This is a genomic window from Pelomonas parva, assembly GCF_043555835.1.
Taxonomy (GTDB): Bacteria; Pseudomonadota; Gammaproteobacteria; order Burkholderiales; family Burkholderiaceae_C; genus Pelomonas; species Pelomonas parva.
Genome location: NZ_JBIGHV010000003.1, coordinates 674,570 through 694,951, shown reverse-complemented (window position 1 = coordinate 694,951; position 20,382 = coordinate 674,570). Strand labels below are relative to the sequence as shown.

Below are 20,382 nucleotides of genomic sequence, written 5' to 3'. Positions count from 1 at the left end.
CGGATGAGCTGCGGCTGGCGGCGACGAGACTGCGGTTGCGGGAGCGCCCCTAATCAAACTTGTGGGCGAAGCCGGCGCGGCCCGTCACGACGCCGCTCGATACTCCCGCGCGCAAACTTGGGGAGAGAAACATGGCACGCGGCAACGACGTCCAGCTGGGCGGCATCACGGACCTGAACCTGCTGGCGGACATCAAGCCAGGCTTCGTCGACGCACTGGAAGTGCTCACCTATGTGGACCGGCTGCGCAAGGTGCTGCGCACGCTCAACGGCCTGCGGCTGGGCTCGCGCGAGTCGAGTGCGCCGGCCTCGCCCTACACCGACATCGTCGCGCGCTGGCGCATCGTCCATTCCTTCCGCTGGAGCATCGTCGACGGCCAGAACGGCGCGCCCGACCGCCTGCTGCTCAGCGTCAACTTCGACGGCGGCTGGGAGCCCTACATGCGGGTCATCTGGGACCAGCTCGGCTCCACGCTGGACCTGATGCTGTGCCACACCGAGGGCTACACGCTGTCGCGCGATTGCAGCTTCGAGACCTATGCGCGCTGGGTGCGGGCGCACGAGGTGTCGGCGGACTTCCTGTTCATCGAGTCCGGCCGCAGCGTCAGCGACGCCGAATACCTCGCCAAGCTGGAGGCCGCCCAGCGCGGCCGCGCCAACGAGCTGGCGTTCAACCGCCTGCGCGCCCCGGCCTCCGGCGAGACGCAGCCGCTGCCCAAGGACCCGCAGGAGCGCTTTGCGATGGCCGCGCGCGGCCTGGTGCCGCTGGCGGGGTTGTTCACGCTGCAGCGCTTCTTCGGCGCCAAGGCGCCCGACCGCGCCTGCCTGCTGCGCGCCACGCACGACATCCTGTTCGAGCTGCGCGAGCTGGATACCGCCAGGCAATTCCCCCACGACGGCGGCAAGACGCCCGGCGGCGCGCTGCGCCAGCGCCACTACGAGATGCTGGGCTGGTTCGAGCAGCCGCTGCCCGAGCCTGAAGTCAAAGCCCGCGCGCTGTCGCTCAAGCCCGGCGACCTGCAGTGCTGCATCCTGACCAAACCGCCCGGCAACCGTGGCGGGCTGGTCATGCTGCGCGTGGCCCAGGCGTCGCAGGCCGTTGCCTGGCTCAGCACCGCGCCCGTGCAGCGCGACGATGAGGACGGCGCGCAGCTGGGCGTCTGGCGCCAGGTGGCGCTGACGCTGTCGGGCCTGAAGGCGCTGGGCGTGCCGGCCGCGCGGCTGGAGCGCTTCCCGCAGGCCTTCAAGGAGGGCATGGCCGCGCGCGCCGGCCTGCTGGGCGACGTGCGCCACAACCACCCGGCGCACTGGCCGCTGGCGCCCCACGTCAACGGCATCGATCGCATCGACCCGGCGAACGCCCATGTGCTGGTGCAGCTGCGCTTCCCGGCGGCCGAGCCGGGCGAGAACTTCACCCCTGCCGACGAGCAGCGGCTGAAAGAACTGGCTAACGCGCTGACCGTAGGCACCGGCCTGGCGCTGATGGCCATCGAGCCCATGCGCAGCAACGCGGCCGACAAGGAGCACTTCGGCTTCAAGGACGGCATCAGCCAGCCCGTGCCGGCGGCAGACGACGCGCCGGCCACGGGCGAGGCGTGGGACGACAAGGTCAAGCGCGGCGAGGTGCTGCAGGGCTTCCCGACCGAACGCGACAAGGGCTATGCCGTGCCCGAGCAGCCCGACGCGCTGCTGGACCGCGGCAGCTTCCTCGTCGTGCGCAAGTTGCGCCAGTACACCGGCCGCTTCGCCCGGCGCACCTACCAGGAGGCGAAGAAGATCGGCCTGGACCACGACCTCGTGCTCGCCAAGCTGATGGGCCGCTGGCAGGACGGCCGCTCGCTGGCGGCGCCTGGCGTGACAGGCAACGACTTCAACTTCGCCAAGGACGAGCAAGGCTCGGCCTGCCCCTTCCACTCGCACATCCGCCGTGTCAACCCGCGTGACCTGGCCGGCACCGCGTTTGCGAAGAGCCGCATGCCGCGCATCCTGCGCCGGGGCATGAGCTATGGTGCCCCGGTGCACCCGGACGCGCCGGACGACGACGACCGCGGCCTGGTCTTCATGGCCTACAACGCCCACCTGGCCGAGCAGTTCGAGGTGGTGCAACGCTGGGTGGCCGGCGGCAACGCCAGCGGCGGCTACTCCGGCCAGTCCGACCCGCTGCTGGCCGTCGTCGACGGCAGCGCCGGGCCGCGCCTGTACCCCTTCGAGCATGGCGGCAAGCCCTACGAGATCGACCTGGGCCCCGAGCCTTTCGTCACGCTGCAATGGGGCGCCTACTTCTTCGTGCCGTCCATCGCCGCGCTGAAAGGCCTGCCCGGCCTCGTCGAGCTGGCCCTGCCACTGCCGGCGCCCGTGCCGGTGCCCGACAAGATCCCCGACCTGCAGGACAAGGCGGCCATGCAGCTGTGGCTGGAGGACACCAACACCCGCGACCAGGCCTGGGCCTGGGTGCGCGCCCAGCCCGGTGGCGTGGTGGACACGGCCTACGGCGTGCTCGTGGGCGCTGCCGAGCGCGTCTGCGAGGTGCTGAGGAACGCCCCCGACCGCTACTCCAACAGCGGCTACAGCGAGCGCATGCACGACTCCATCGGCGTGGGCTTCCTGGGCCTGGACGACGACACCGGCCACCGCGAGCAGGCGCCCGCCGTCAATGCCGCCATCGAGGCCTACAGCGAGGCCCAGTGCTACGCCACGGCCTACCAGGTCGCCAAGGCCGGCCTGGCGCAGCTGAAGGTCGAGGCCCGCGCGCTGCTGGCCGCCTTCCCCGACAACCAGAAGCCCAAGGACCTGCCCAGCGACACGCCGCTGGACTTCGAGCGCCTCAGCGAAGGCGTGCTGGCCAAGCTGTGCCAGCTGTGGTTCGGCCAGCCGGACGGGCGCCACATCTGGGGCACGGAGTTCCATGCCGAGGCCCATCCCAACGGCGTCGCGCCGCGCTGCCCGCGCGACCTGTTCAAGGTGTCGCGCCATGTCTTCGGCCCCTACCCGACCGACGCCGTCAAGGCCGAGGGCCGCGCCGCCGGCCAGCGCTTCCTGGCCGCCGTGGAGGCCTGGCTGGCCGAGCCGGGCACGCAGCTGCCACCGCTGGCCAAAAAGATCGTCGAGGCCGCCAAGGCCGTGCCCGGCGCCACGCCCGACCTGCCTGGGCGCACGCTGGCCGGCATCATGCTGGGCTTCCCGCCCACCACGCATGCCAACCTGCTGACCGTGCTGGCTGGCTGGGTGCAGACGCGCAAGCTGTGGGAGCTGCAGCCGCAGTGGAACGAGGTCCACCCGGACACGCAGACGGCCCCGCCGCCCTACGCCGAGGCCGTGGCGCGGCTGCGGCCGACGCTGGTGGCGACGCTCAACCAGCGCCCCACGCCCTTCCAGGTCTGGCGCAAGGCGCGCGTGGCGCATCGCCTGGGTCAGGTGGATGTCGAGCCGGGCCGCGTCGTCGTCGTCGGCCTGGGCTCGGCCACCCAGCAGGACCCGCTGCGCCACCACGTCGCCTTTGGCGGCGACCGCGCCGACCCCAAGGGCGCGCCGCCGCACGCCTGCTCGGGTTACGGCATGGGCATGGGCGTCATGCTGGGCGTGGTCGCGGCGGTGCTGGATGCGGGGGTGATGCGGTTCACGGGGTCGCCGACGGTGGTGGCGTTGGCGGTGGAGTGAAGGCCATGCAACTGACCGGTCCGCGGTGGTCACCTTCTGTCAAAGCAATGCCCTTGATCCAACGTTTCGTGGCGCTTGCCGCCACCGCCCTCGTCTCGCTGTCCGGTGCCCAGGCGGAGAGCCTCTCCAAGGAAGCGATGTTCGCGCGCCTGTCGGCACTCGCGCCGAATGGCAACGCCGAGGTCAAGTACAACCTGGGCATGTTCCTGAACAACGGCATCGGCACCGCACAGGACAACGTGGCCGCGTTCAGATACTTCACCGAGGCGGCCGAGGCAGGCCATCCACTGGCGGCCTACAAGGTCGGCTGCTATCTCGCGGGGCAGTTCCTAGGGGTGGTGCCGGTGAACCAAGCCGACGCGCTGAAGTTCAGTAAGCGTCCGCCCAAGTCATCTTGAATCGCCCGCCAGCGCCGGCAAGGATCGCGTCCACGTAACTTAGGTGGACGCAATGACAAGCGAGAAGGCCCGCACACGCAAGCGCTACGGCGTGACATTGAAGGCGCAGATATTGGCTGAGTGCGGCAAGGCCGGTGCCTCGGTGGCGAAGGTCGCCATGGCTCACGGCATCAACGCCAACGTCGTGCACCGGTGGCGGCAACTCGCCCGTGAAGGTGCACTGGCGACACCCGCCAAGACAAGCGGGTTCATCGCATTGCCGCTTGCGGCACCAATCCCGTCCAACGCAACGCCGTCGGATATCCGCGTCGAGATCCGGCGCGGCAACACCCTGGTCCAGGCCGACCTGCCCCTGGATGGTCGCAGCGCCGCCTGGCTGCGCGAGGTCCTGGGTTGATCCGCGTCGACGCCGTCTGGCTCGCGGTGGAACCCTTGGACATGCGCGCCGGCACCGAGGCTGCCCTGGCACGCGTGGTCAACGTCTTCGGCGCCGCCAGGCCGCATCACGCCTACCTGTTCGCCAACCGCCGAGCCAACCGCATGAAGGTCCTCGTGCACGACGGCATCGGCGTGTGGCTGGCCGCCCGGCGCCTGAACGCCGGCAAGTTCGTCTGGGCGCATGACGGCAGCACGCTGAGCCTGAGCCCGGCACAGCTCGACGCCCTGGTTCTGGGCCTGCCCTGGCAGCGTCTGGGTGACGCTGGAATCATCCGCGTGATCTAGAACGACGGCTCACGCCGCAGGCAATTGCCGGATATGCCGATGTGCTGAGGGCATCGATCCGGCACCATGACCGTCCATGATCAGTGCACAGCAACTGGACGCCTTGGACCCGCAGATGCGGCAGGCGTTGCAGTCGTTGATGGCCGAGGTAGCGGCGAACGACGAGCGGTTGCGCGCCATGGATGCGCTGATCGCCCAGCGTGACCATGAGATCGCCTTCAAGCAGGCCTTCATCGACAAGCTCACGCACGAGATGGCCGTGCTCAAGCGGCTGAAGTTCGCCGCCACCAGCGAACGCTTCGCCAGCACCCTCTCACCCGAACAGCGCAGCCTGCTCGAAGAGACGCTGGACACCGACATCGGTGAGCTCGAGGGCGAGCTGGCACGGCACCGCAAGCGTGCCGACAGGAACGACGACGAGAAGAAGCAACCCAAGGGAGCTCCACTGCCCGACCACCTGCCGCGTCGCGACGTCCCGCACGAACCGGCCGACACCACCTGCGGCTGCGGTGAGGCCATGCAGCGCATCGGCGAAGACGTTGCCCAGAAGCTCGACTACCAACCCGGCGTGTTCAGCGTCGAGCGGCATGTGCGCGGCAAGTGGGTCTGCAAGTGCTGCCAGCGCATCGTGCAGGCACCGGTGCCCGCCCACGTGATCGACAAGGGCATCCCCACCGCTGGCCTGCTGGCGCACCTGCTGGTGGCCAAGTTCATGGATCACCTACCGCTGTACCGGCAGGAAGCCGTCTTCGCACGCGCGGGCCACCTGATCTCACGCTCGACGCTGGCCCAATGGGTGGGCGAGTGCGGCGCCCAGTTGCAGTCGCTCGTTGACGCCCTGGCCGACGAGCTCAGGCGCCATCTGGTGCTGCACGCCGACGAGACGCCGGTGGCCATGCTCAAGCCCGGCAACGGCAAGACCCACAAGGCCTACATCTGGTCGTACTGCACGCCGAGCACCAACCCGGTCAAGGCGGTGGTGTTCGAGTTCAGCGAGACCCGCAGCGGCGAGAACGTGCGCGACTTCCTGCGGCTGGACACCCCCAACGCCTGGCAGGGCACGCTCGTCACCGACGGGTTCAGCGGCTACGCCGCCTGCGCCGACAAGGGCGTGACCTCCGCGCAATGTATGGCCCACAGCCGCAGAAAGTTCCACGAGCTCTGGGCCAACCACGGCAGCCAGGTCGGGGAGCAAGCACTGCGCTTCTACCAAAGCCTGTTCCGCATCGAGCGGCAGATCGAGCAGCTCGCCAGTGATGAACGACGACGGATCCGGCAGCGCAAGTCACGACGGGTCCTGGCCGTGTTCTACCGCTGGCTGCTCGCAAAGCGCCAGTTGGTGCCGCCCGGCTCCGCGACGATCAAGGCGATCGACTACAGCCTCAAACGCTGGAAGGAGCTGACGCGCTTCGTCGACGACGGCGACGTGCCGATCTCGAACAATTGGGTCGAGAACCAGATCCGCCCGATCGCGGTCGGAAGATCGAATTGGTTGTTCGCCGGCAGCCTGCGCGCCGGCAAGCGAGCCGCCGCCATCATGAGCCTGCTGCACTCGGCTCGCATGAACGGGCATGACCCGTACGCCTACTTCAAGGACGTGCTGGATCGCTTGCCCACTCACCCGGCCAGCCGCATCGACGAGCTGCTGCCGCACCGATGGCATGCTCTCGACCAACAATAGAAATTGCCGAATACCGGCCTCATGCGATGCGAGAGCAAGCTGTTGAAATCTACTCAGACGCCACAAATGCAGCTGTGATGCGGCATCCCGAGCGTCGCTTCCCTGGCGTTCTGATGCAGGGAGATACCTTGAACGAGCTGGTCCGCGAGCTCAACCGAGTGCAGGCCGATGTGCAACTGCTGAATAGCGACGTCGCCGAGGACATTGCAGACATTCGCGACAACCTGCAATCGCTACTCGATCACTATGAGACGACGCTCTCAGCGCATGGCATCGCGCTCCCGTACAGCAAGAGTTGAGATGCCGACATAGGCCGCGCCGTCAAGGTGACTTGGCCGCCCGCTTACGAAGTTCAAGCTCCGCGCGGCAGAGGCCGGCTACGCGCTGGCCCAGTACGACGTGGGCCTGCACTACGGCAAACAGCGTGACATGGACAACGCGCTGCTGTGGTGGGAGCGCGCCTCGCGGCAGGGCAGCCTCGAAGCCACCGTCTACCTCGCGCACTGGCTGTCGCGTGACAAGTCGCCGCTGACGGTCCAGGCCGAAACCGGCATCGCTGCGGCGGTGGCCTTGCTGGCGGCTGGGGAGCAGCGCTAGGCGGTGGGTTGCGAGATCCCGTTCGACTGGGCCAACTGCGCTGATCGCCATATCCTGCACCACCACTGTTTCTCACCCAACCGCGCGAACACCGCCCTGCTGCTTTGAGACCCCATACGTTTGCCTTCGTCGTGGCGCTTGTTTCCACGGTCCAAGCCGCCGCAGAACCCGCCGAACTGCTGGACAGGCGCGCGCCGCAATGGAAGGCAACGACTGTCCGCAATGTCGGAACAGGCGTGGTGCAGCACACGGGCGACGACACCCAGTTCGGCAACCTCGCCGTCCTTCTGCGCAGCAGACTCGTCAGCTCGGGCGCGCTGGCAGCGAGCCAGCCCCTTGAGGTGAAGACCACGGATGTCCGGCTCAGCCTGCCCGATGTGAAGGTGGACGAAGAAGCTGTGCAAGCCGCTCAAGTGGCCGTGCCGGGTGGCCAGGTCCTGGCAGCGCCAATCGCTGCAATCCTTTCGGCCTTCAGCAAGAACAAGGCCGCGTCGGCGGTCTTCTGCGTTGCCATCGACGGGCGCAACTTCCTGGGCAACGATGCGCGGCTGTTTCGATTTGGCGCCGAGGGCGAACTGCGCGATGCCGTCGAGTCGGCCATCCAGCGCCTCACGGCAGCCGTCCGCTCGGGGACAACCACCGAAAGCCCTGCCTGTGACCCCGGCTGGGAAGGCGGGCAACCGCAGTGAGCCAACGGCTCAGTCGTTTCGACTCGCCCAGCGCCACCTGAAACGCTGGGCTCACCAGCAATGCAAAGACGGCGTCGCTGGGGCGACGCACGCGGCTTGACGCTCAGGTGCTCACCGCATTCGTGAACGTCAGCCGGTTGCCGAAAGGGTCGGTCACCGACACGTCGCGCGAGCCCCAGGGCGTGTCGTGAATGCCGGGGCGCGCGTTGCCATAGTGCTTTGCCATCAGTTCAGCATGGAACGCCTCGATGTCGCTGACGCGGATGCGCATGCCGGCACCCGGGCAGCAGTCGCCGTGGTGCTCGCTCAGGTGCAGCACGCAGTCGCCGCGCGACAGCTGCATGTACAGCGGCATGCCCGGCTCGAAGCGGTGCTCAAAGTCGACCTTGAAGCCGAGGAAGTCCACATAGAACTCTCGCGCCTTGGCCTGGTCGAAGCTGCGCAGGATGGGGGTGGTCTGGTCGAAGTGCATGGGGCAGTGTGACGGGCGCCGCGCACCGCGCGCAAGACCTACGCGGCCGCCACGCGCAGAACCCGTCGCCGCTTGGGCCGACAAGATCAGGCGCTGCACTTATTGCACTTATGGCTTAAAGTGCCGCCGTGCAAGGCGCGTGGGCGCGCCTGCCGAGACCGCCCGCCTGGAGTCCACATGGCCACCCTCGAACGCAGCCGGCGCCGCATCCCGGCGCCGCAACTGTCCGAAGCCGAAGCCGACATGGCGCGCGCCGCCCAGCGCTGCATCGTGGCCGCGCTGGACCACTCGCGCGCTGCCACCATCACACTGGAAAGCGACGATGGCCAGGGCCCCGCCGTCCAGCTGCCGCCGCAGGCCCTCAAGATGATTGCGCAGTTGCTGGGGCTGATGAGCGAGCGCCGCCCGGTGGTGTTCATGCCGGCCAAGCAGGAAATGTCCACCGTGGAAGCCGCGAACTACCTGAACGTCTCCCGGCCCTTCGTCATCAAGGAGATCGAGGCCGGCCGGCTGAAGCACCGCATGGTGGGCAGCCACCGCCGCGTCGAGTTTGAAGACCTGGAAGCCTATGCGCGCGACATGCGCGCGCGCCAGGAAGCCGCGCTGCAACGCGTGGCCGACAACGCGCGCGACATGGGGCTCGAGTACTGAGCGCCTGAATGGCCGGCCACGCACGCTTCACGGCGCTGCTCGATGCCTGCGTCATCCACCCGGTGGCCGTCATCGACTCGCTGCTGAGCGCCGCACATCTCGGGCTGTATGCGCCCAAGTGGACGACGCGCATCGAGCAGGAATGGATGAAGAGCCTGGAGGTGCGGACCGGCCAACCGGAAGGCGCCTTCCTGCGCCGCCGCGATGCCATTCGCGACGCCTGCCCGGACTGGGAAGTCCCCGAGGTCGCCTGGGCGCAGTTGATTCCCTCGCTGGTGCTGCCGGACCCCAACGACGTGCATGTGCTGGCCGCCGCCATTGCCGGCCATGCGGACTGCATCGTGACGGGCAACCTGAAGGATTTTCCGGACGATGTGCTGGCGCCTTTCGGCATCTCGGCCATTCATCCCGACGAGTTCCTCGTCGCGCAGATGGACCTGGACGAGATCGGCATGCTGGGCGCATTCAAGCGCCAGCGTGAACGACTCAGGCGGCCGGAACTGGGGCCCGAAGCCATTGCCGATGCCCTGGCCAGGAACGGCCTGGTCGCCACTGCGCAAAGGCTGCGCGATGCGGTGGACCTGATCTGACTACTGATCCTCGGCTTCGCCGTAGATCTTCTGGAAGGCCTCGGCGAACTCGGCCGACGCGCAGAACGTCAGCGTCACCGTCACCCACCCGCCCGCCTCGTGCTGCACCAGCAGTTCATGGTCCCAGGCGTTGCCATCCTCCACCGGCCCCTGCCGACCGCCGAACTCGGCCTGGGCCCAGGCCAGCACCTGCGCCACCTCTGCCATCACGGCGGCATGCTCCGCCTCACGTGTGGAGGCCATGGCTTCCAGCGTGAGGATGTCGTCGGAGCTGTCGGTGAGGTCGAAGGTGAGGAAGTGCATGACGCAGGATCTGCTGGCTATCAGGAGGCCACGAACACCACTTTGCCGACGATGTGATCTGCCGGCACGAACCCCCACATCCGGCTGTCATTGCTGTTGTCGCGGTTGTCACCCACGACGAAGTAGTGTCCTGCAGGCACGTCGCAGGTCACTTCCTCTGCGGTATGGACACATTTCTCGGAGAAGGGGAAATCCGCCTGTCGCGCCCAGCGCACATTGAAGTCGCCTCGTGTGAGCACCGAGTACTCGTTGCCGGACAGAGATTCGACATGACGCGACAGGTACAGATCCCGATGGGTGTCGAAATACTCACCGGTCGACCGCTGCGGCACGGTGTCTCCATTGATGGACAACCGGCCCTCGCGATAGGTGACCTTGTCTCCAGGCAACCCGACCAGCCGCTTCACAAAGGTGACGGACCGGTCCTGCGGAAACTCGAAAACGATCAGGTCGGCTCGCGCCAGCGGCGCCGAGATGGGCGCGCGCGCAAGACGCAGGCCGAGAGTGCCGTAGCTTCCATAGCCCCACTTCTTGACAACCATGACGGCCCCCATCGGAAGGGTGGGCAGCATGGAAGAAGACGGCATCCGGAACGGCTCGAAGAAGAAGGCGCGGGTACCGATCACCGGCACCACCACGCAGACCACGGCCACAAGAATCCCGTACCAACGGCTGTAGGGAGGACGAGACCTCTCTTCGGGGTACCGCTTCGCGAGCACGTATGCATGAGACGCGCCCACGATCACGCAGATTGGTGACACGACGTTCGCGACGGACTTCCACGCCGGGTGCACGAACCCGGCAACAGCCACGGCGAAGGTCAAGACGAAGTACCCCACGGCCAGCCCTGCACTGCCGACATACAACATGCCGGCAGGGGTGAACAGCAGACCCAGCAACACGGCAATCCACTTCTTCGGCTTGTTCGTCATGGGGTACGGTTTACTGATGTCTTACAGCGGAATGAAAGGCCGGCTCCGCTCAACACGAGCTGGAGGCACGCCCCCCGCAAACGACTGGCGGCAGTGCCCTCAACACCGCCGGCAGTGGTGTTACCAGGCCAACCATGGTGGCGCCCCTTGCGGCTGCCACCGCCTTCAGCGCAGCCAGCCGCTCAACCGTGTCCGGATGGCTCCTCAACCAAGCCGTCCCCGCCGGCGCACCCTCAGCCTGTGGCATCACCTTGAACAACGCCGCCAGCCCACCGGCATGGCCGTAGAGCGCGACGCTGGCCGCCAGCGCCTCCGCGTCGGCCTGCCGCTCCGCATCGCGTGAATAGCCCAGCAGCGCCAGCTGCGCCGCACTGCCCAGCAAGCCCTGTGCGGCCTGCGCGCCGCCTTCGGGCGTGATGACGGACAGCACCAACACCACCGCCAGCCCATGACCCATGTTGGCCGCGACTTGCCGGTGCTTGACGTGGGCGATCTCGTGGGCGAGCAGCGCGGCCAGGGCCTGCTCGCTGTCGAGCTTGCGCAGCAGGCCGTGGAACACGCGGATGCGGCCGCCCACGGTCGCGTAGGCATTGACCAGCTCCGAGGGGTCGTCGCTGACCACCACCTTCATGCCGGGCGGCAACGCCATCACCGCCGCCACGCGGTCGGCCAGTGCCTGCAACGCGGCCCGGCGCTCGCGGGCTGCAGCGGCGTCCGCCGAAGCCACGACGTCCTTCTCCTCGTCGAACACGCGTTCGGCCAGCGCCACTTCGTATTCGAAGGGCAACCTGGGCGCCAGCCAGCGGGCCGACAGGCCGGTCACCAGCACCAGCACGGCCAGCAGCGCGAGGCTGGCGGCCACCAGCCAGGCCAGCTCGCGCAGCGGGTGGTCGTCGCGCTCCAGCAGGTCTTCCGGCGGCAGCCGGTTCTCCAGGCGCGGTGGGGTCATGCGGCGGCCGTCACGGCGCGCTGGGTACCGATCAGCGCCGTGCCGAACGCCATGATCTCCACCGACGGCGTGGCCGAGCCGGCGATCGTCGTGCTCTGGAAGCGCACGCCGATCACCAGCGTGCTGCCCGCCGCCTCGGCCTGCGCCTTCAGCCGCAGCAGCGCCTCGCGGCGCGCGCGTTCGAGCAGCGTCTCGTAGCCGCGGACGCGGCCGCCGAAGAACGTGCGGAAACCGGCCACGAAGGTCTTGAAGTAGTCCGACGAGATGACCACGCCGCCCGTCACCAGCTGCGTCGAGCCCGCCTCCACGCCCTCAGGCACGTAGCGCGTGTTCAGCGCCACAACGTGGCGCAGCGCCTGCTCACGCTCACGGATGCTGCGGTAGTGGCGGCGCTCCAGCCAGCGCCCGATGCCGTAGCCCAGCAGCAGCGGGATGAGCACCACCCACAGGTTGAAGGTCTCGAGCCAGAAGGTCCAGTCCATGATGATGACCGCGCGGCGGGTGTCAGGCGGGCTCGACCGTCACGGCCGAGCCGTAGGCCAGGATCTCGGCCGCGCCCATGGTGATGCTGGTGGTGACGAAGCGCACATTCAGTACCGCATTGGCACCCACCGCGCGAGCCTCGGCCGTCATGCGCTCCACGGCCTCGGTGCGTGCTTCCTGCATCAGGTCCGTGTAGGCCTTCAGCTCGCCGCCGACGATGTTCTTCAGCCCGGCAAGGATGTCCTTGCCCGCATGCTTGGCGCGCACGGTGCTGCCTTGCACGATGCCCAGGTGGGCGGTGATGCGGTGGCCGGGTGCGGTTTCGAGGTTGCTGATGAGCATGACGGCGAGCTCCCTGGTGTTGTTTGAGGCCGCGATGATGCCCGAGGCTGTGCGGAGCCCGCAGCATGGTGAATTTCCACGGACCCACCCCAATGGCGTCGCCCCAGCGACGCGAATTCGCATTCCCTGGCGAGCCCGGCGTGCAGCCGGCGTTAACGGGCGTAAAGGCGCGATGGATGGCGCTCTTCACAGGGACAGCAGCGAGAGCGAAGCGGCTCGCGTCTTCCCGAAAAGAAGCTGAGCGTTTTCGCGCGCCGCTATTGGCGTCGTGAAGCCGGTGTGCGGTTCAGGGCCTCTTCTTTGGTGACTTTCTTCTGGCCCCGCAGAAGAAAACCGAAGGTTTCGCCAAAGTTACCCGGCTGCCGGGACGGACTCCCGGCAATCTCTCGATCAGCAGCTCTCTCGCCAAGAGCAACCAAACATCAACTCAGCGCTTGCACTCAGCCGAAGGGTTAGCCCTTGGCCCCTCTTTCGTCTGCGGAATGAACGGAATCGTCCCATCCGCCCGGTACTCGAACTCCTCGATCGCCACCGACCTCCGGTACTCCCCGCCGCCCGGCAGCTCCGCGTTGTGATACGCCACATAGCTGCGACCATTGAAGTCGAAGAACGCCTGGTGGATGGTCGGCGTCTTCAGGTTCTTGGCCATGATGACGCCGCGCGGCGTCCAGGGGCCGGTGGGCGAAGGCCCGGTCAGATAGGCCGTCTGCTCGGGGAAGAACTCCGAGTAGCTGAGGTAGTACATGTTCTTGCCGCCCACCTTGCGCTTGTGCAGGTAGGGCGCCTCGACGAAGTCCTTCACCGGCAGCACCTGGATGGGCCCGTCCAGCTCGGTCATGTTGGCCTTGAGCTTGGCGTACTTCAGCACCGTGTTGCCCCAGTACAGCCAGGCCTGGCCGTCGTCGTCGACGAACACGCCGGGGTCGATGTCGTCCCAGGCGATGTCGGTCTGGGTGGTCATGTCGTTGGTGATGAGCGCCGAGCCGCGCGCGTCCTTGAACGGGCCGGTGGGCGAATCGGACACCGCCACACCGACGGCAAAACCCGGCACCGTGGCGTGCTCCACCGTCGAGTAGAACCAGTACTTGCCGTCGCGCTTCACCACATCGGACGCCCAGGCGCGCGCCTTGGCCCAGGCGAAGGTCTTGACGTTCAGCGGCACGCCGTGGTCCTGCCAGTTCACCATGTCGCAGGTGCTGAACACGCGCCACTCGTGCATGACGAAGTCCTTGCCTGCGGGCAGGGCCTCGTCGCGGCCGGTGAACAGGTAGACGCGGCCGCCGTCCACCAGCACGGCGGGGTCGGCCGTGTAGAGCGGGGCGAACAGCGGGTTCGCGGCGTGGGCATTCACGCCGCACGCCAGCGTGGCGGCGAGCAGGAGCTTCTTGAACATGTTCAGCCTTGGGTTTTCTTCAGGGACAGCAGCCGTTGCACGGCGCAGAAAACGAACAGCAGCGCGCCAATGACGATCTTGGTCCACCAGGAGCTGAGGGTGCCGTCGAAGGCGATCAGCGTCTGGATGAGGCCCAGCACCAGCACGCCGGACAGCGCGCCGGCCACATAGCCATAACCGCCCGTCAGCACGGTGCCGCCGATGACCACCGCCGCAATCGCATCCAGCTCCACGCCTTGCGCGTGCTGGCCGTAGCCGCTGAGCATGTAGAACGCGAACAGCAGGCCGGCCAGCGAGGCGCAGAAGCCACTGAGGCCGTAGACGGCGACCTTGGTGCGGCCCACGGCCAGGCCCATCATCAGCGCCGAGGTCTCACTACCGCCCAGTGCGTAGACGGTGCGGCCGAAGGCGGTGCAATGCGCCACCCACAGGCCCGCACCCAGCGTCAGCAGCGCGATGACCGCGCCCGGCGACAGGAAGGCGTCGCCGAAGGGCAGCGGGATCTGTGTCTGCGACAGCGTGACGAACAGCGGCGCGTCGATGGTGATGCTGTCAACGCTGATCAGGAAGCACAGGCCGCGCGCCAGGAACATGCCGGCCAGCGTGACGATGAAGGCCTGCAGCTTGAACACGTGGATGACCAGGCCTTGCAGCGCACCGAAGGCCGCGCCGCCCAGCAGCACGACCACGATGACCAGCTCGGCCGGCCATTGCGCGACCTGCAGCAGCCAGGCGGCGACCATGGTCGTGAGTGCCAGCACCGAGCCCACCGACAGGTCGATGCCGCCGGACAGGATGACGAAGCTCATGCCCACCGCAATGACCAGCAGGAAGGCGTTGTCGATGAGCAGGTTGAGCACGACCTGCGTGGAGCCGAAGCCGGTGTAGCTGGTCGCACCCGCGATGAACAGCAGCAGCATCAGCACGACGCTGACCCAGGTGGTGAAGGAAGGCGCGGCCATCGCGGAACGGACGGCGTTCATGCGGACCTCCGCGCGGACCAGATGGACGACTGCGAGATGCAGACCGCGAACACGACGACGGCCTTGACGACCATGGTCACCTGCGGCGGCACGCCCAAGGCGTAGATGGCGGACGTGAGCGTCTGGATGATGAGCGCGCCGATGAGGCTGCCCGCGAGGCTGAACTTGCCGCCGTTCAACTGGCCGCCACCGAGCGTGACGGCAAGGATGGCGTCCAGCTCCAGCAGCATGCCGGCGTTGTTGGCGTCGGCGCTCTTGATGTTGGACGAGATCAGCAGGCCGCCCAGGCCCGCCCCCAGGCCGCAGTAGACGTAGACGAAGAACACGATGGCGGCGGTGCGCACGCCGGCCAGCCGCGCGGCGACCGGGTTGATGCCCACGGTCTGGATGAACAGGCCCAGCGCCGTGCGCTTCATCAAGAGCGCGGTGAGGCCGGCGACGAGGGCCACGACGTAGAGCGACACCGGCAGGCCCAGCACGTAGCCGGCGCCCAGCCAGAAGAAGCTGGCGGGCTCGTAGACGGTGATGATCTGGCCGTCGGTCAGCAGCTGCGCCAGGCCCCGGCCGGCGACCATCAGGATCAGCGTCGCGATGATGGGCTGCAGGCCCAGGCCCGCCACCAGCAGGCCGTTCCACAGACCGCACAGCAGCGCGGCGCCCAGGGCGGCCGCGAAGGCGATGGCCAGGCCGTGCTCGGCGACCAGCACACAGGCCACCGTGCCGGAGATGGCGACGATGGCGCCCACCGACACGTCGATGCCGCGCGTGGCGATCACCAGCGTCATGCCCAGGGCCGCCAGCATCAGGGGCGCTGCGCGGTGCAGGATGTCGACGAGGTTGCCGTACAGCCGGCCGTCCTTGATCTCCAGATGCAGGAAGCCCGGCACGCTGACGGCGGCGACGGCCAGCAGCAGCACCAGTGCGGCCAGGGGCCGGAACAGCGGGTGGCGCCAGAGGGCGGCGCGCGCGGGAGGAGAGGACATGGCGGGCGTGAGGGAACTCATGGGGTCTTGAAATGCAGCGCCGTCGCGTCGCCACGGTAGAGGACGGACCGCGTGGCCGCAGCGCGGCCGCCGGCGGCCATCAGCTTCACATCGAAGCGGCGTTGCGGGATGAGGCCGGGAAAGCGGCCGTCGCGCGCGCCGACGTGCAGCGTGCGGCGGGCGTCGTCCCAGCGCAGCGTGACGGTGGCGCGCTCGCCGTTCTCATAACGGTAGGTTTCACCGTCGTCTTCGTAGAGCGTGAACTGCGCGTCGGCACCGGGGTAGACGCGGATCTCGTAGGGCGCGCCCGGCTGCTGGCCGACATGCTCGATGACCGGGCCCATGGGCACGATGCTGCCGGCGCGCACGAACAGCGGGAACTGGTCGAGCGGGTACTCGCGCGCCACGGCCTGGCCGCCGTTGTGGCGGCGCCCGGTCCAGAAATCGAACCACGCGGCACCGGCCGGCAGGCGCGTGGCCTGGCGCTTGTCGATGCGGCGCTGCTCGTCCGCCAGCGCGAGGACCTGGGCCGGCGTGCGCCAGGCCAGCCGCAGCTTGCGGCCGTAGGCGTCTTGATAGAAGTCGATGCGCACCCGCACCACCTGGCCGGCGGTGAGCTTGACGCGTGTGCCTTGGAAACGCGGCGCGCCGTTCTTCCAGTCCTCCACCATGAGCTTGTCGTCCAGCCACAGGCGGAAGCCGTCGTCGCCTTCCAGGCCGATCTCGTACTCGCCGGCCTCGGGTGCGATGAGCGTGCCCTGCCAGCGCGCGGAGAACTGGTTGAGGTCTTGCAGGCCGGGCGGCACGCTGCCCAGCGGCGCGGGCGGCCAGTCGTGGTCGACGGGGCCGTCCACCGTGCGGCTGGCCGGCTTCTCGAAGTTCATGCCGGCGAAGTACTCCAGCTGCAGCCCCGGCTCGCCCTGCGGCGTGCGCAGCGCGCTGGCGGGGATGGTGGTGGCCGGCGGCACCTCGGGGTACAGCGTGGACCGCGTGACCGGCTGCACCAGGAAGGCGGGACCGAACATGAAGGTGTCGTCCACCTTGCGCAGCGCGGTCTCGTCGGGGAAGTCCATCGCCAGGCCGCGCATCATCACGTAGCCCTCGTCGTGCGCGCGCCAGGCCAGGCCGTAGACGTAGGGCAGCAGGCGGTAGCGCAGCTGCGCGGCCTTCAGCAGCGAGCCGTAGACGGCCGGGTCCAGTGACTTGAACAGGTAGGGCTCGCGCTCGACGTCGGTGCCGTGGATGCGGTAGACGGGGTTGAAGATGCCGAACTGGTTCCAGCGCGCGTACAGCTCGCGCCAGGCCGGGTTGCGTTCGCCGCCGGCGTGGCGCACGAAGAAGCCGCCGGTGTCCTGCGTCCAGTAGGGCGAGCCGGCCATGCCGACGTTCAGGCCGCCGGCAATCTGCGCGCGCAGCGTGGCCCAGCTGGCCGTCGTGTCGCCGGACCAGGGCATGGCGGCATAGCGCTGCTGGCCGGCCCAGCCGGAGCGGGTCAGCGTGAAGACGCGCTTGTCGCCGCTGGCGCGCTGGCCTTCATAGACGCCGCGCGTGGTGACGAGGCTGTAGACGTTGAGGTAGCGGGTGAAGTCGCCCATGGCGTTGCGGCCGAGGCGCTTGATGTCGGCCTCCACCTCGCCCGGGTCGTGGGCCGCACCGCCCACCTCGACCTCGGTGCCGTCCATCCACAGCGCATCCACGCCGATGTCGAGCAAGCCCTTCTTGGTGTGCTTGAAGTAGATGGCGCGCCCCTCGGCGCTGAAGGCGTCGTAGATCTGCGCCTTGCCGGAGATCCAGTGCTTGGGCGCGAAGCGCAGGCCCTTGGCGTCCAGCTCTTTGGCGAGGGCCGTGTCGTCGCCGACCGAGGGCCAGATGGACGCCATCAGCTTGAGGTTCAGCTCGCGGTGCAGCGTGTCGACCATGCCGCGCGGGTCGGGGAAGCGCTCGGCGTTCCAGGTCATGCCGCTCCAGGTGCCGTCCTTGTCACCGCCCCAGTACTGCCAGTCCTGCACGATGGTGTCGAGCGGGAAGCGCTCGGCCCGGAAGCGCCGCGCCACGTCCAGCAACTGCTGCTGCGTCTTGTAGCGCTCCTTGCTCATGAACAGGCCGAAGGCGCTCTTGGGGAACATGGGCGCGGCGCCTGTCAGCTGGCGGTAGCCGGCCATCAGCTCGTCCATCGTCGAGCCAGCGACGAAGTAGTAGTCGGCCCCGGCCGGCGCGCTCTCGGCCCAGAAGCGGGCGCCCTGCGCGTCGTCGGTGAAGCGCATCTTGGAATACACGTCCCACAGCACGCCCCAGCGCCGCGTGGACACCAGGAAGGGCAGCACGGTGCCGATGTTGGTCTGCACCATGGACACATCGCGGCCGCGGTAATCCATGTACGACTCGTTGTACTGGCCCAGGCCGTACAGCGACTCGTCGGGCGTCAGGCTGAAGGCCTGGGTCATCGTGTAGCTGGGCGCGCCCGAGAACTCGACCAACTGCAGCGCGGCCGGCGCCTGCTCGCGGGTGAAGGGCTGGCCGTCGGGCCGCAGGAAGGCGATGGCGCCGCTGCGCTTGTCCACCTGCACACGCAGCGCCGCGCTGGCCAGCACCAGCGTGTCGGCGCCGTTCTGCACGTCCAGCGGCACTGCCTGCGGTGTGGCCACGACGACCAGGCTGGGCTGCGTGGCGTGGCTCTGGCCCAGGTGGGCCGTGACGCGCACCAGCCCGGGCCTGTAGAACAGGATGTTGCGCGTGAGCGTGCCCCGCTGCACCTGCACGCCGGCCGCCAGCCGCGTCCAGGCAAAGCCGTGGGCATCGGGCGCCAGCGGCTGGCGCTGTGCCTGGCCTTGGGCGTCCAGGCCCGAAGGCGCTACGGCCTGGGCGACGGTGGTCAGGCCCAGCAGCGCGGCGGCGGCCAGCGCGCGGCACAGCGCGAGCGGGTGGGAGGGCTTCACGACGGGCTTCCTCTCAAGCCGCTGCGGGCTCGGCGGCGATGACTTCAAGCACGCTGCGCTCGTCCAGCTCGCCGCGGCGGTAGACACCGCCGGCGCGGCGGTCGCGCAGCACGAGGACGCGGTCGCTGCAGTGCAGCACCTCGGGCAGCTCGGACGAGATGAACAGGATGGACATGCCCGTGCCGTCCTCCTTGTGGGCCAGCGCGCGCACGGCGTCCATCAGGTCTTCCTTGGCGCGCACGTCGATGCCGCGCGTGGGCTCGTCGAGGATGAGCACGGCGGGCTCGGTGGCCAGCCAGCGGGCCAGCAGCGCCTTCTGCTGGTTGCCGCCGGACAGTTGCCCGATGGGCGTGTCGGCGCTGGCGGTCTTGATGCCCAGGCGCTGGATGTAGTCGTCGGCCAGGGCTTGCTGCTGTTCATGGCTCATCACCAGGCGCAGGCCATGGCGGGCCTGCAGCGCCAGCAGGATGTTGTCGCGCACCGAGAGGTCCAGGATGGCGCCCTCGTGCTTGCGGTCCTCGGAGCAGAAGGCGATGCCGGCGGCGATAGCTTGGCGCGGCGAGTGCCAGCGGCCGCTGTGGTCGCCGGTCTCGACATGGCCCGCATCGGCAGCATCAGCACCGAACAGCAGCCGCGCGGCCTCGGTGCGGCCAGAGCCCAGCAAGCCGGCCAGGCCGAGCACTTCGCCGCGTCTGAGCTCCAGGTCCAGCGGGTGCAGCGCGCCGCGCCGGGTCAGCCCTTGCGCCTTCAGGACAGGGGCGCCGGTCGTCGGGGCGCGGCTGTCCAGCCGGGTGGGTTGCTGGTCGGGCGGCGCGCCCACCATCTTGTTGACGAGGGCCAGGCGGCTGAGGTCGCTGGCCAGGTACTCGCCCTCGGTCTCGCCGTTGCGCATGACGGTGATGCGGTCGGCCAGCGCGTAGGTCTGGTCGAGGAAGTGGGTGACGAACAGGATGGCCAGGCCCTGGCTGCGCAGGCGCTTGAGCACGGTGAACAGGCGCTGCACGGCGGCGTCGTCCAGGCTGGACGTGGGCTCGTCGAGGATGAGCACCTTGGCCTGCACACGCAGCGCGCGGGCAATGGCAACCATCTGCTGCACGGACAGCGAGTAGCGCGACAGCGGGGCCGTCACATCGATGTCGAGGTCCATCTGCGCGAGGACGCGTTTGGCCTCGGCGTTGACGGCTGGCCAGTCGATGCGGCCCCATTTGCGGGGGAAGCGGCCGGCGCAGATGTTCTCCGCGACGCTGAGGTTGGTGCAGAGGTTGACCTCTTGGTAGACGGTCTGGATGCCCAGGGCCTGGGCTTCCTCGGTGCGCCTGGGGGCGATGGTGTCGCCGTCGAGCGTGATGGTGCCGGCTTCGGGTTGGTAGAGGCCCGTCAGCACCTTGATGAGCGTGGACTTGCCGGCGCCGTTCTGGCCCATCAGCGCGTGGACCTCGCCGGGGTAGAGGCGCAGGCTGACGTCGGTGAGGGCTTTGACGCCGGGGAAGGATTTGTGGATGCCGGAGAGGGCAAGCACGGGGGAGGTGGTCATGTGGGTTGCTCGCTCCACAGCTCTGTAGGGCGGGTCATGACCCGCCGTTTGGTGGCGACTTGCCACCCATGCTGGCGGGTCGCGACC

The 20,382-nt window shown here is 68.4% G+C and carries 21 protein-coding genes; 10 read left to right on the top strand and 11 right to left on the bottom strand.

Annotated features, from left to right (window positions below; all coding sequences use genetic code 11):
* Window positions 1-131: 131 nt before the first annotated feature.
* The 8 genes from ACG00Y_RS10565 to ACG00Y_RS10530 all read left to right on the top strand — a co-directional run bounded on the left by ACG00Y_RS10565 (window position 132) and on the right by ACG00Y_RS10530 (window position 7,744).
* Window positions 132-3,656 (top strand): hypothetical protein, encoded by a 3,525-nt coding sequence (locus ACG00Y_RS10565; RefSeq protein WP_394478561.1) that lies wholly within the window; start codon window positions 132-134, stop codon window positions 3,654-3,656.
* Window positions 3,657-3,661: 5 nt separating this feature from the next.
* Entirely contained in the window at window positions 3,662-4,054 is a 393-nt protein-coding gene (locus ACG00Y_RS10560) for an SEL1-like repeat protein (protein WP_394478559.1), read from the top strand.
* A 52-nt stretch (window positions 4,055-4,106) separates the two neighbouring features.
* Complete coding sequence (locus ACG00Y_RS10555) at window positions 4,107-4,451, top strand: transposase (protein ID WP_394478557.1); 345 nt, start codon at window positions 4,107-4,109, stop codon at window positions 4,449-4,451.
* Window positions 4,448-4,777, top strand: a complete 330-nt coding sequence (tnpB, locus tag ACG00Y_RS10550) for an IS66 family insertion sequence element accessory protein TnpB (RefSeq protein ID WP_394478555.1) — start codon at window positions 4,448-4,450, stop codon at window positions 4,775-4,777. Before ACG00Y_RS10555 ends, tnpB begins: the two co-directional genes overlap by 4 nt.
* Window positions 4,778-4,853: 76 nt before the next feature.
* Window positions 4,854-6,458: an IS66 family transposase gene (gene tnpC / locus ACG00Y_RS10545; RefSeq protein ID WP_394478553.1), complete on the top strand. Its 1,605-nt coding sequence runs from the start codon at window positions 4,854-4,856 to the stop codon at window positions 6,456-6,458.
* Entirely contained in the window at window positions 6,434-6,757 is a 324-nt protein-coding gene (locus ACG00Y_RS10540) for a DUF6959 family protein (RefSeq protein ID WP_394478550.1), read from the top strand. Before tnpC ends, ACG00Y_RS10540 begins: the two co-directional genes overlap by 25 nt.
* A gap of 130 nt (window positions 6,758-6,887) precedes the next feature.
* Complete coding sequence (locus ACG00Y_RS10535; RefSeq protein ID WP_394478549.1) at window positions 6,888-7,055, top strand: hypothetical protein; 168 nt, start codon at window positions 6,888-6,890, stop codon at window positions 7,053-7,055.
* A 131-nt stretch (window positions 7,056-7,186) separates the two neighbouring features.
* Window positions 7,187-7,744: a hypothetical protein gene (locus tag ACG00Y_RS10530; RefSeq protein WP_394478547.1), complete on the top strand. Its 558-nt coding sequence runs from the start codon at window positions 7,187-7,189 to the stop codon at window positions 7,742-7,744.
* A gap of 103 nt (window positions 7,745-7,847) precedes the next feature.
* Here ACG00Y_RS10530 and ACG00Y_RS10525 read toward each other — a convergent pair whose 3' ends face one another.
* Complete coding sequence (locus ACG00Y_RS10525; RefSeq protein WP_394478545.1) at window positions 7,848-8,216, bottom strand: glyoxalase superfamily protein; 369 nt, start codon at window positions 8,214-8,216, stop codon at window positions 7,848-7,850.
* 177 nt (window positions 8,217-8,393) lie between these two features.
* On the opposite strand from ACG00Y_RS10525, the gene ACG00Y_RS10520 reads away from it, so the two are divergent.
* Both ACG00Y_RS10520 and ACG00Y_RS10515 read left to right on the top strand, forming a co-directional pair.
* Window positions 8,394-8,867 carry an excisionase family DNA-binding protein gene (locus ACG00Y_RS10520; RefSeq protein WP_394478543.1) on the top strand — a complete coding sequence of 158 codons (474 nt, stop codon included), beginning with the start codon at window positions 8,394-8,396 and terminating at the stop codon, window positions 8,865-8,867.
* 8 nt (window positions 8,868-8,875) lie between these two features.
* Window positions 8,876-9,457 (top strand): VapC50 family PIN domain-containing toxin, encoded by a 582-nt coding sequence (locus ACG00Y_RS10515; RefSeq protein WP_394478541.1) that lies wholly within the window; start codon window positions 8,876-8,878, stop codon window positions 9,455-9,457.
* On the opposite strand, the gene ACG00Y_RS10510 is transcribed toward ACG00Y_RS10515, so the two are convergent.
* From ACG00Y_RS10510 to ACG00Y_RS10465, 10 genes are all read right to left on the bottom strand, one after another.
* Window positions 9,458-9,760 carry a hypothetical protein gene (locus ACG00Y_RS10510; protein ID WP_394478539.1) on the bottom strand — a complete coding sequence of 101 codons (303 nt, stop codon included), beginning with the start codon at window positions 9,758-9,760 and terminating at the stop codon, window positions 9,458-9,460.
* Window positions 9,761-9,780: 20 nt separating this feature from the next.
* Window positions 9,781-10,692: a signal peptidase I gene (lepB, locus tag ACG00Y_RS10505; RefSeq protein WP_394478537.1), complete on the bottom strand. Its 912-nt coding sequence runs from the start codon at window positions 10,690-10,692 to the stop codon at window positions 9,781-9,783.
* 49 nt (window positions 10,693-10,741) lie between these two features.
* Window positions 10,742-11,641, bottom strand: a complete 900-nt coding sequence (locus ACG00Y_RS10500) for a M48 family metallopeptidase (protein ID WP_394478535.1) — start codon at window positions 11,639-11,641, stop codon at window positions 10,742-10,744.
* Window positions 11,638-12,123, bottom strand: coding sequence for a YbjQ family protein (locus ACG00Y_RS10495; RefSeq protein ID WP_394478533.1), 486 nt, complete (start codon window positions 12,121-12,123; stop codon window positions 11,638-11,640). The genes ACG00Y_RS10500 and ACG00Y_RS10495 overlap by 4 nt, the downstream gene beginning before the upstream one ends.
* 22 nt (window positions 12,124-12,145) lie before the next feature.
* Window positions 12,146-12,466, bottom strand: coding sequence for a YbjQ family protein (locus tag ACG00Y_RS10490; protein ID WP_394478531.1), 321 nt, complete (start codon window positions 12,464-12,466; stop codon window positions 12,146-12,148).
* A 427-nt stretch (window positions 12,467-12,893) separates the two neighbouring features.
* Complete coding sequence (locus ACG00Y_RS10485) at window positions 12,894-13,859, bottom strand: glycoside hydrolase family 43 protein (RefSeq protein WP_394478529.1); 966 nt, start codon at window positions 13,857-13,859, stop codon at window positions 12,894-12,896.
* Window positions 13,860-13,861: 2 nt separating this feature from the next.
* Complete coding sequence (gene yjfF / locus ACG00Y_RS10480; protein ID WP_394478527.1) at window positions 13,862-14,842, bottom strand: galactofuranose ABC transporter, permease protein YjfF; 981 nt, start codon at window positions 14,840-14,842, stop codon at window positions 13,862-13,864.
* Window positions 14,839-15,846 carry an ABC transporter permease gene (locus tag ACG00Y_RS10475; protein ID WP_394478525.1) on the bottom strand — a complete coding sequence of 336 codons (1,008 nt, stop codon included), beginning with the start codon at window positions 15,844-15,846 and terminating at the stop codon, window positions 14,839-14,841. The genes yjfF and ACG00Y_RS10475 overlap by 4 nt, the downstream gene beginning before the upstream one ends.
* On the bottom strand, window positions 15,843-18,761 hold the full coding sequence (locus ACG00Y_RS10470) for a glycoside hydrolase family 31 protein (RefSeq protein WP_394478524.1): 2,919 nt from the start codon (window positions 18,759-18,761) through the stop codon (window positions 15,843-15,845). The genes ACG00Y_RS10475 and ACG00Y_RS10470 overlap by 4 nt, the downstream gene beginning before the upstream one ends.
* Before the next feature lie 13 nt (window positions 18,762-18,774).
* On the bottom strand, window positions 18,775-20,295 hold the full coding sequence (locus tag ACG00Y_RS10465) for a sugar ABC transporter ATP-binding protein (RefSeq protein WP_394478522.1): 1,521 nt from the start codon (window positions 20,293-20,295) through the stop codon (window positions 18,775-18,777).
* Between the last annotated feature and the right edge of the window lie 87 nt (window positions 20,296-20,382).

Coding starts and splice junctions, on each gene's coding strand:
- ACG00Y_RS10520 (WP_394478543.1), top strand. CDS start 8,394: ATGGCCACCCTCGAACGCAGCCGGCGCCGCATCCCGGCGCCGCAACTG.
- ACG00Y_RS10525 (WP_394478545.1), bottom strand. CDS start 8,216: ATGCACTTCGACCAGACCACCCCCATCCTGCGCAGCTTCGACCAGGCC.
- ACG00Y_RS10510 (WP_394478539.1), bottom strand. CDS start 9,760: ATGCACTTCCTCACCTTCGACCTCACCGACAGCTCCGACGACATCCTC.
- ACG00Y_RS10540 (WP_394478550.1), top strand. CDS start 6,434: ATGGCATGCTCTCGACCAACAATAGAAATTGCCGAATACCGGCCTCAT.
- ACG00Y_RS10465 (WP_394478522.1), bottom strand. CDS start 20,295: ATGACCACCTCCCCCGTGCTTGCCCTCTCCGGCATCCACAAATCCTTC.
- ACG00Y_RS10485 (WP_394478529.1), bottom strand. CDS start 13,859: ATGTTCAAGAAGCTCCTGCTCGCCGCCACGCTGGCGTGCGGCGTGAAT.
- ACG00Y_RS10490 (WP_394478531.1), bottom strand. CDS start 12,466: ATGCTCATCAGCAACCTCGAAACCGCACCCGGCCACCGCATCACCGCC.
- ACG00Y_RS10475 (WP_394478525.1), bottom strand. CDS start 15,846: ATGAGTTCCCTCACGCCCGCCATGTCCTCTCCTCCCGCGCGCGCCGCC.
- ACG00Y_RS10535 (WP_394478549.1), top strand. CDS start 6,888: ATGGACAACGCGCTGCTGTGGTGGGAGCGCGCCTCGCGGCAGGGCAGC.
- ACG00Y_RS10565 (WP_394478561.1), top strand. CDS start 132: ATGGCACGCGGCAACGACGTCCAGCTGGGCGGCATCACGGACCTGAAC.
- tnpC (WP_394478553.1), top strand. CDS start 4,854: ATGATCAGTGCACAGCAACTGGACGCCTTGGACCCGCAGATGCGGCAG.
- ACG00Y_RS10495 (WP_394478533.1), bottom strand. CDS start 12,123: ATGGACTGGACCTTCTGGCTCGAGACCTTCAACCTGTGGGTGGTGCTC.
- ACG00Y_RS10560 (WP_394478559.1), top strand. CDS start 3,662: ATGCAACTGACCGGTCCGCGGTGGTCACCTTCTGTCAAAGCAATGCCC.
- yjfF (WP_394478527.1), bottom strand. CDS start 14,842: ATGAACGCCGTCCGTTCCGCGATGGCCGCGCCTTCCTTCACCACCTGG.
- ACG00Y_RS10515 (WP_394478541.1), top strand. CDS start 8,876: ATGGCCGGCCACGCACGCTTCACGGCGCTGCTCGATGCCTGCGTCATC.
- lepB (WP_394478537.1), bottom strand. CDS start 10,692: ATGACGAACAAGCCGAAGAAGTGGATTGCCGTGTTGCTGGGTCTGCTG.
- ACG00Y_RS10555 (WP_394478557.1), top strand. CDS start 4,107: ATGACAAGCGAGAAGGCCCGCACACGCAAGCGCTACGGCGTGACATTG.
- ACG00Y_RS10500 (WP_394478535.1), bottom strand. CDS start 11,641: ATGACCCCACCGCGCCTGGAGAACCGGCTGCCGCCGGAAGACCTGCTG.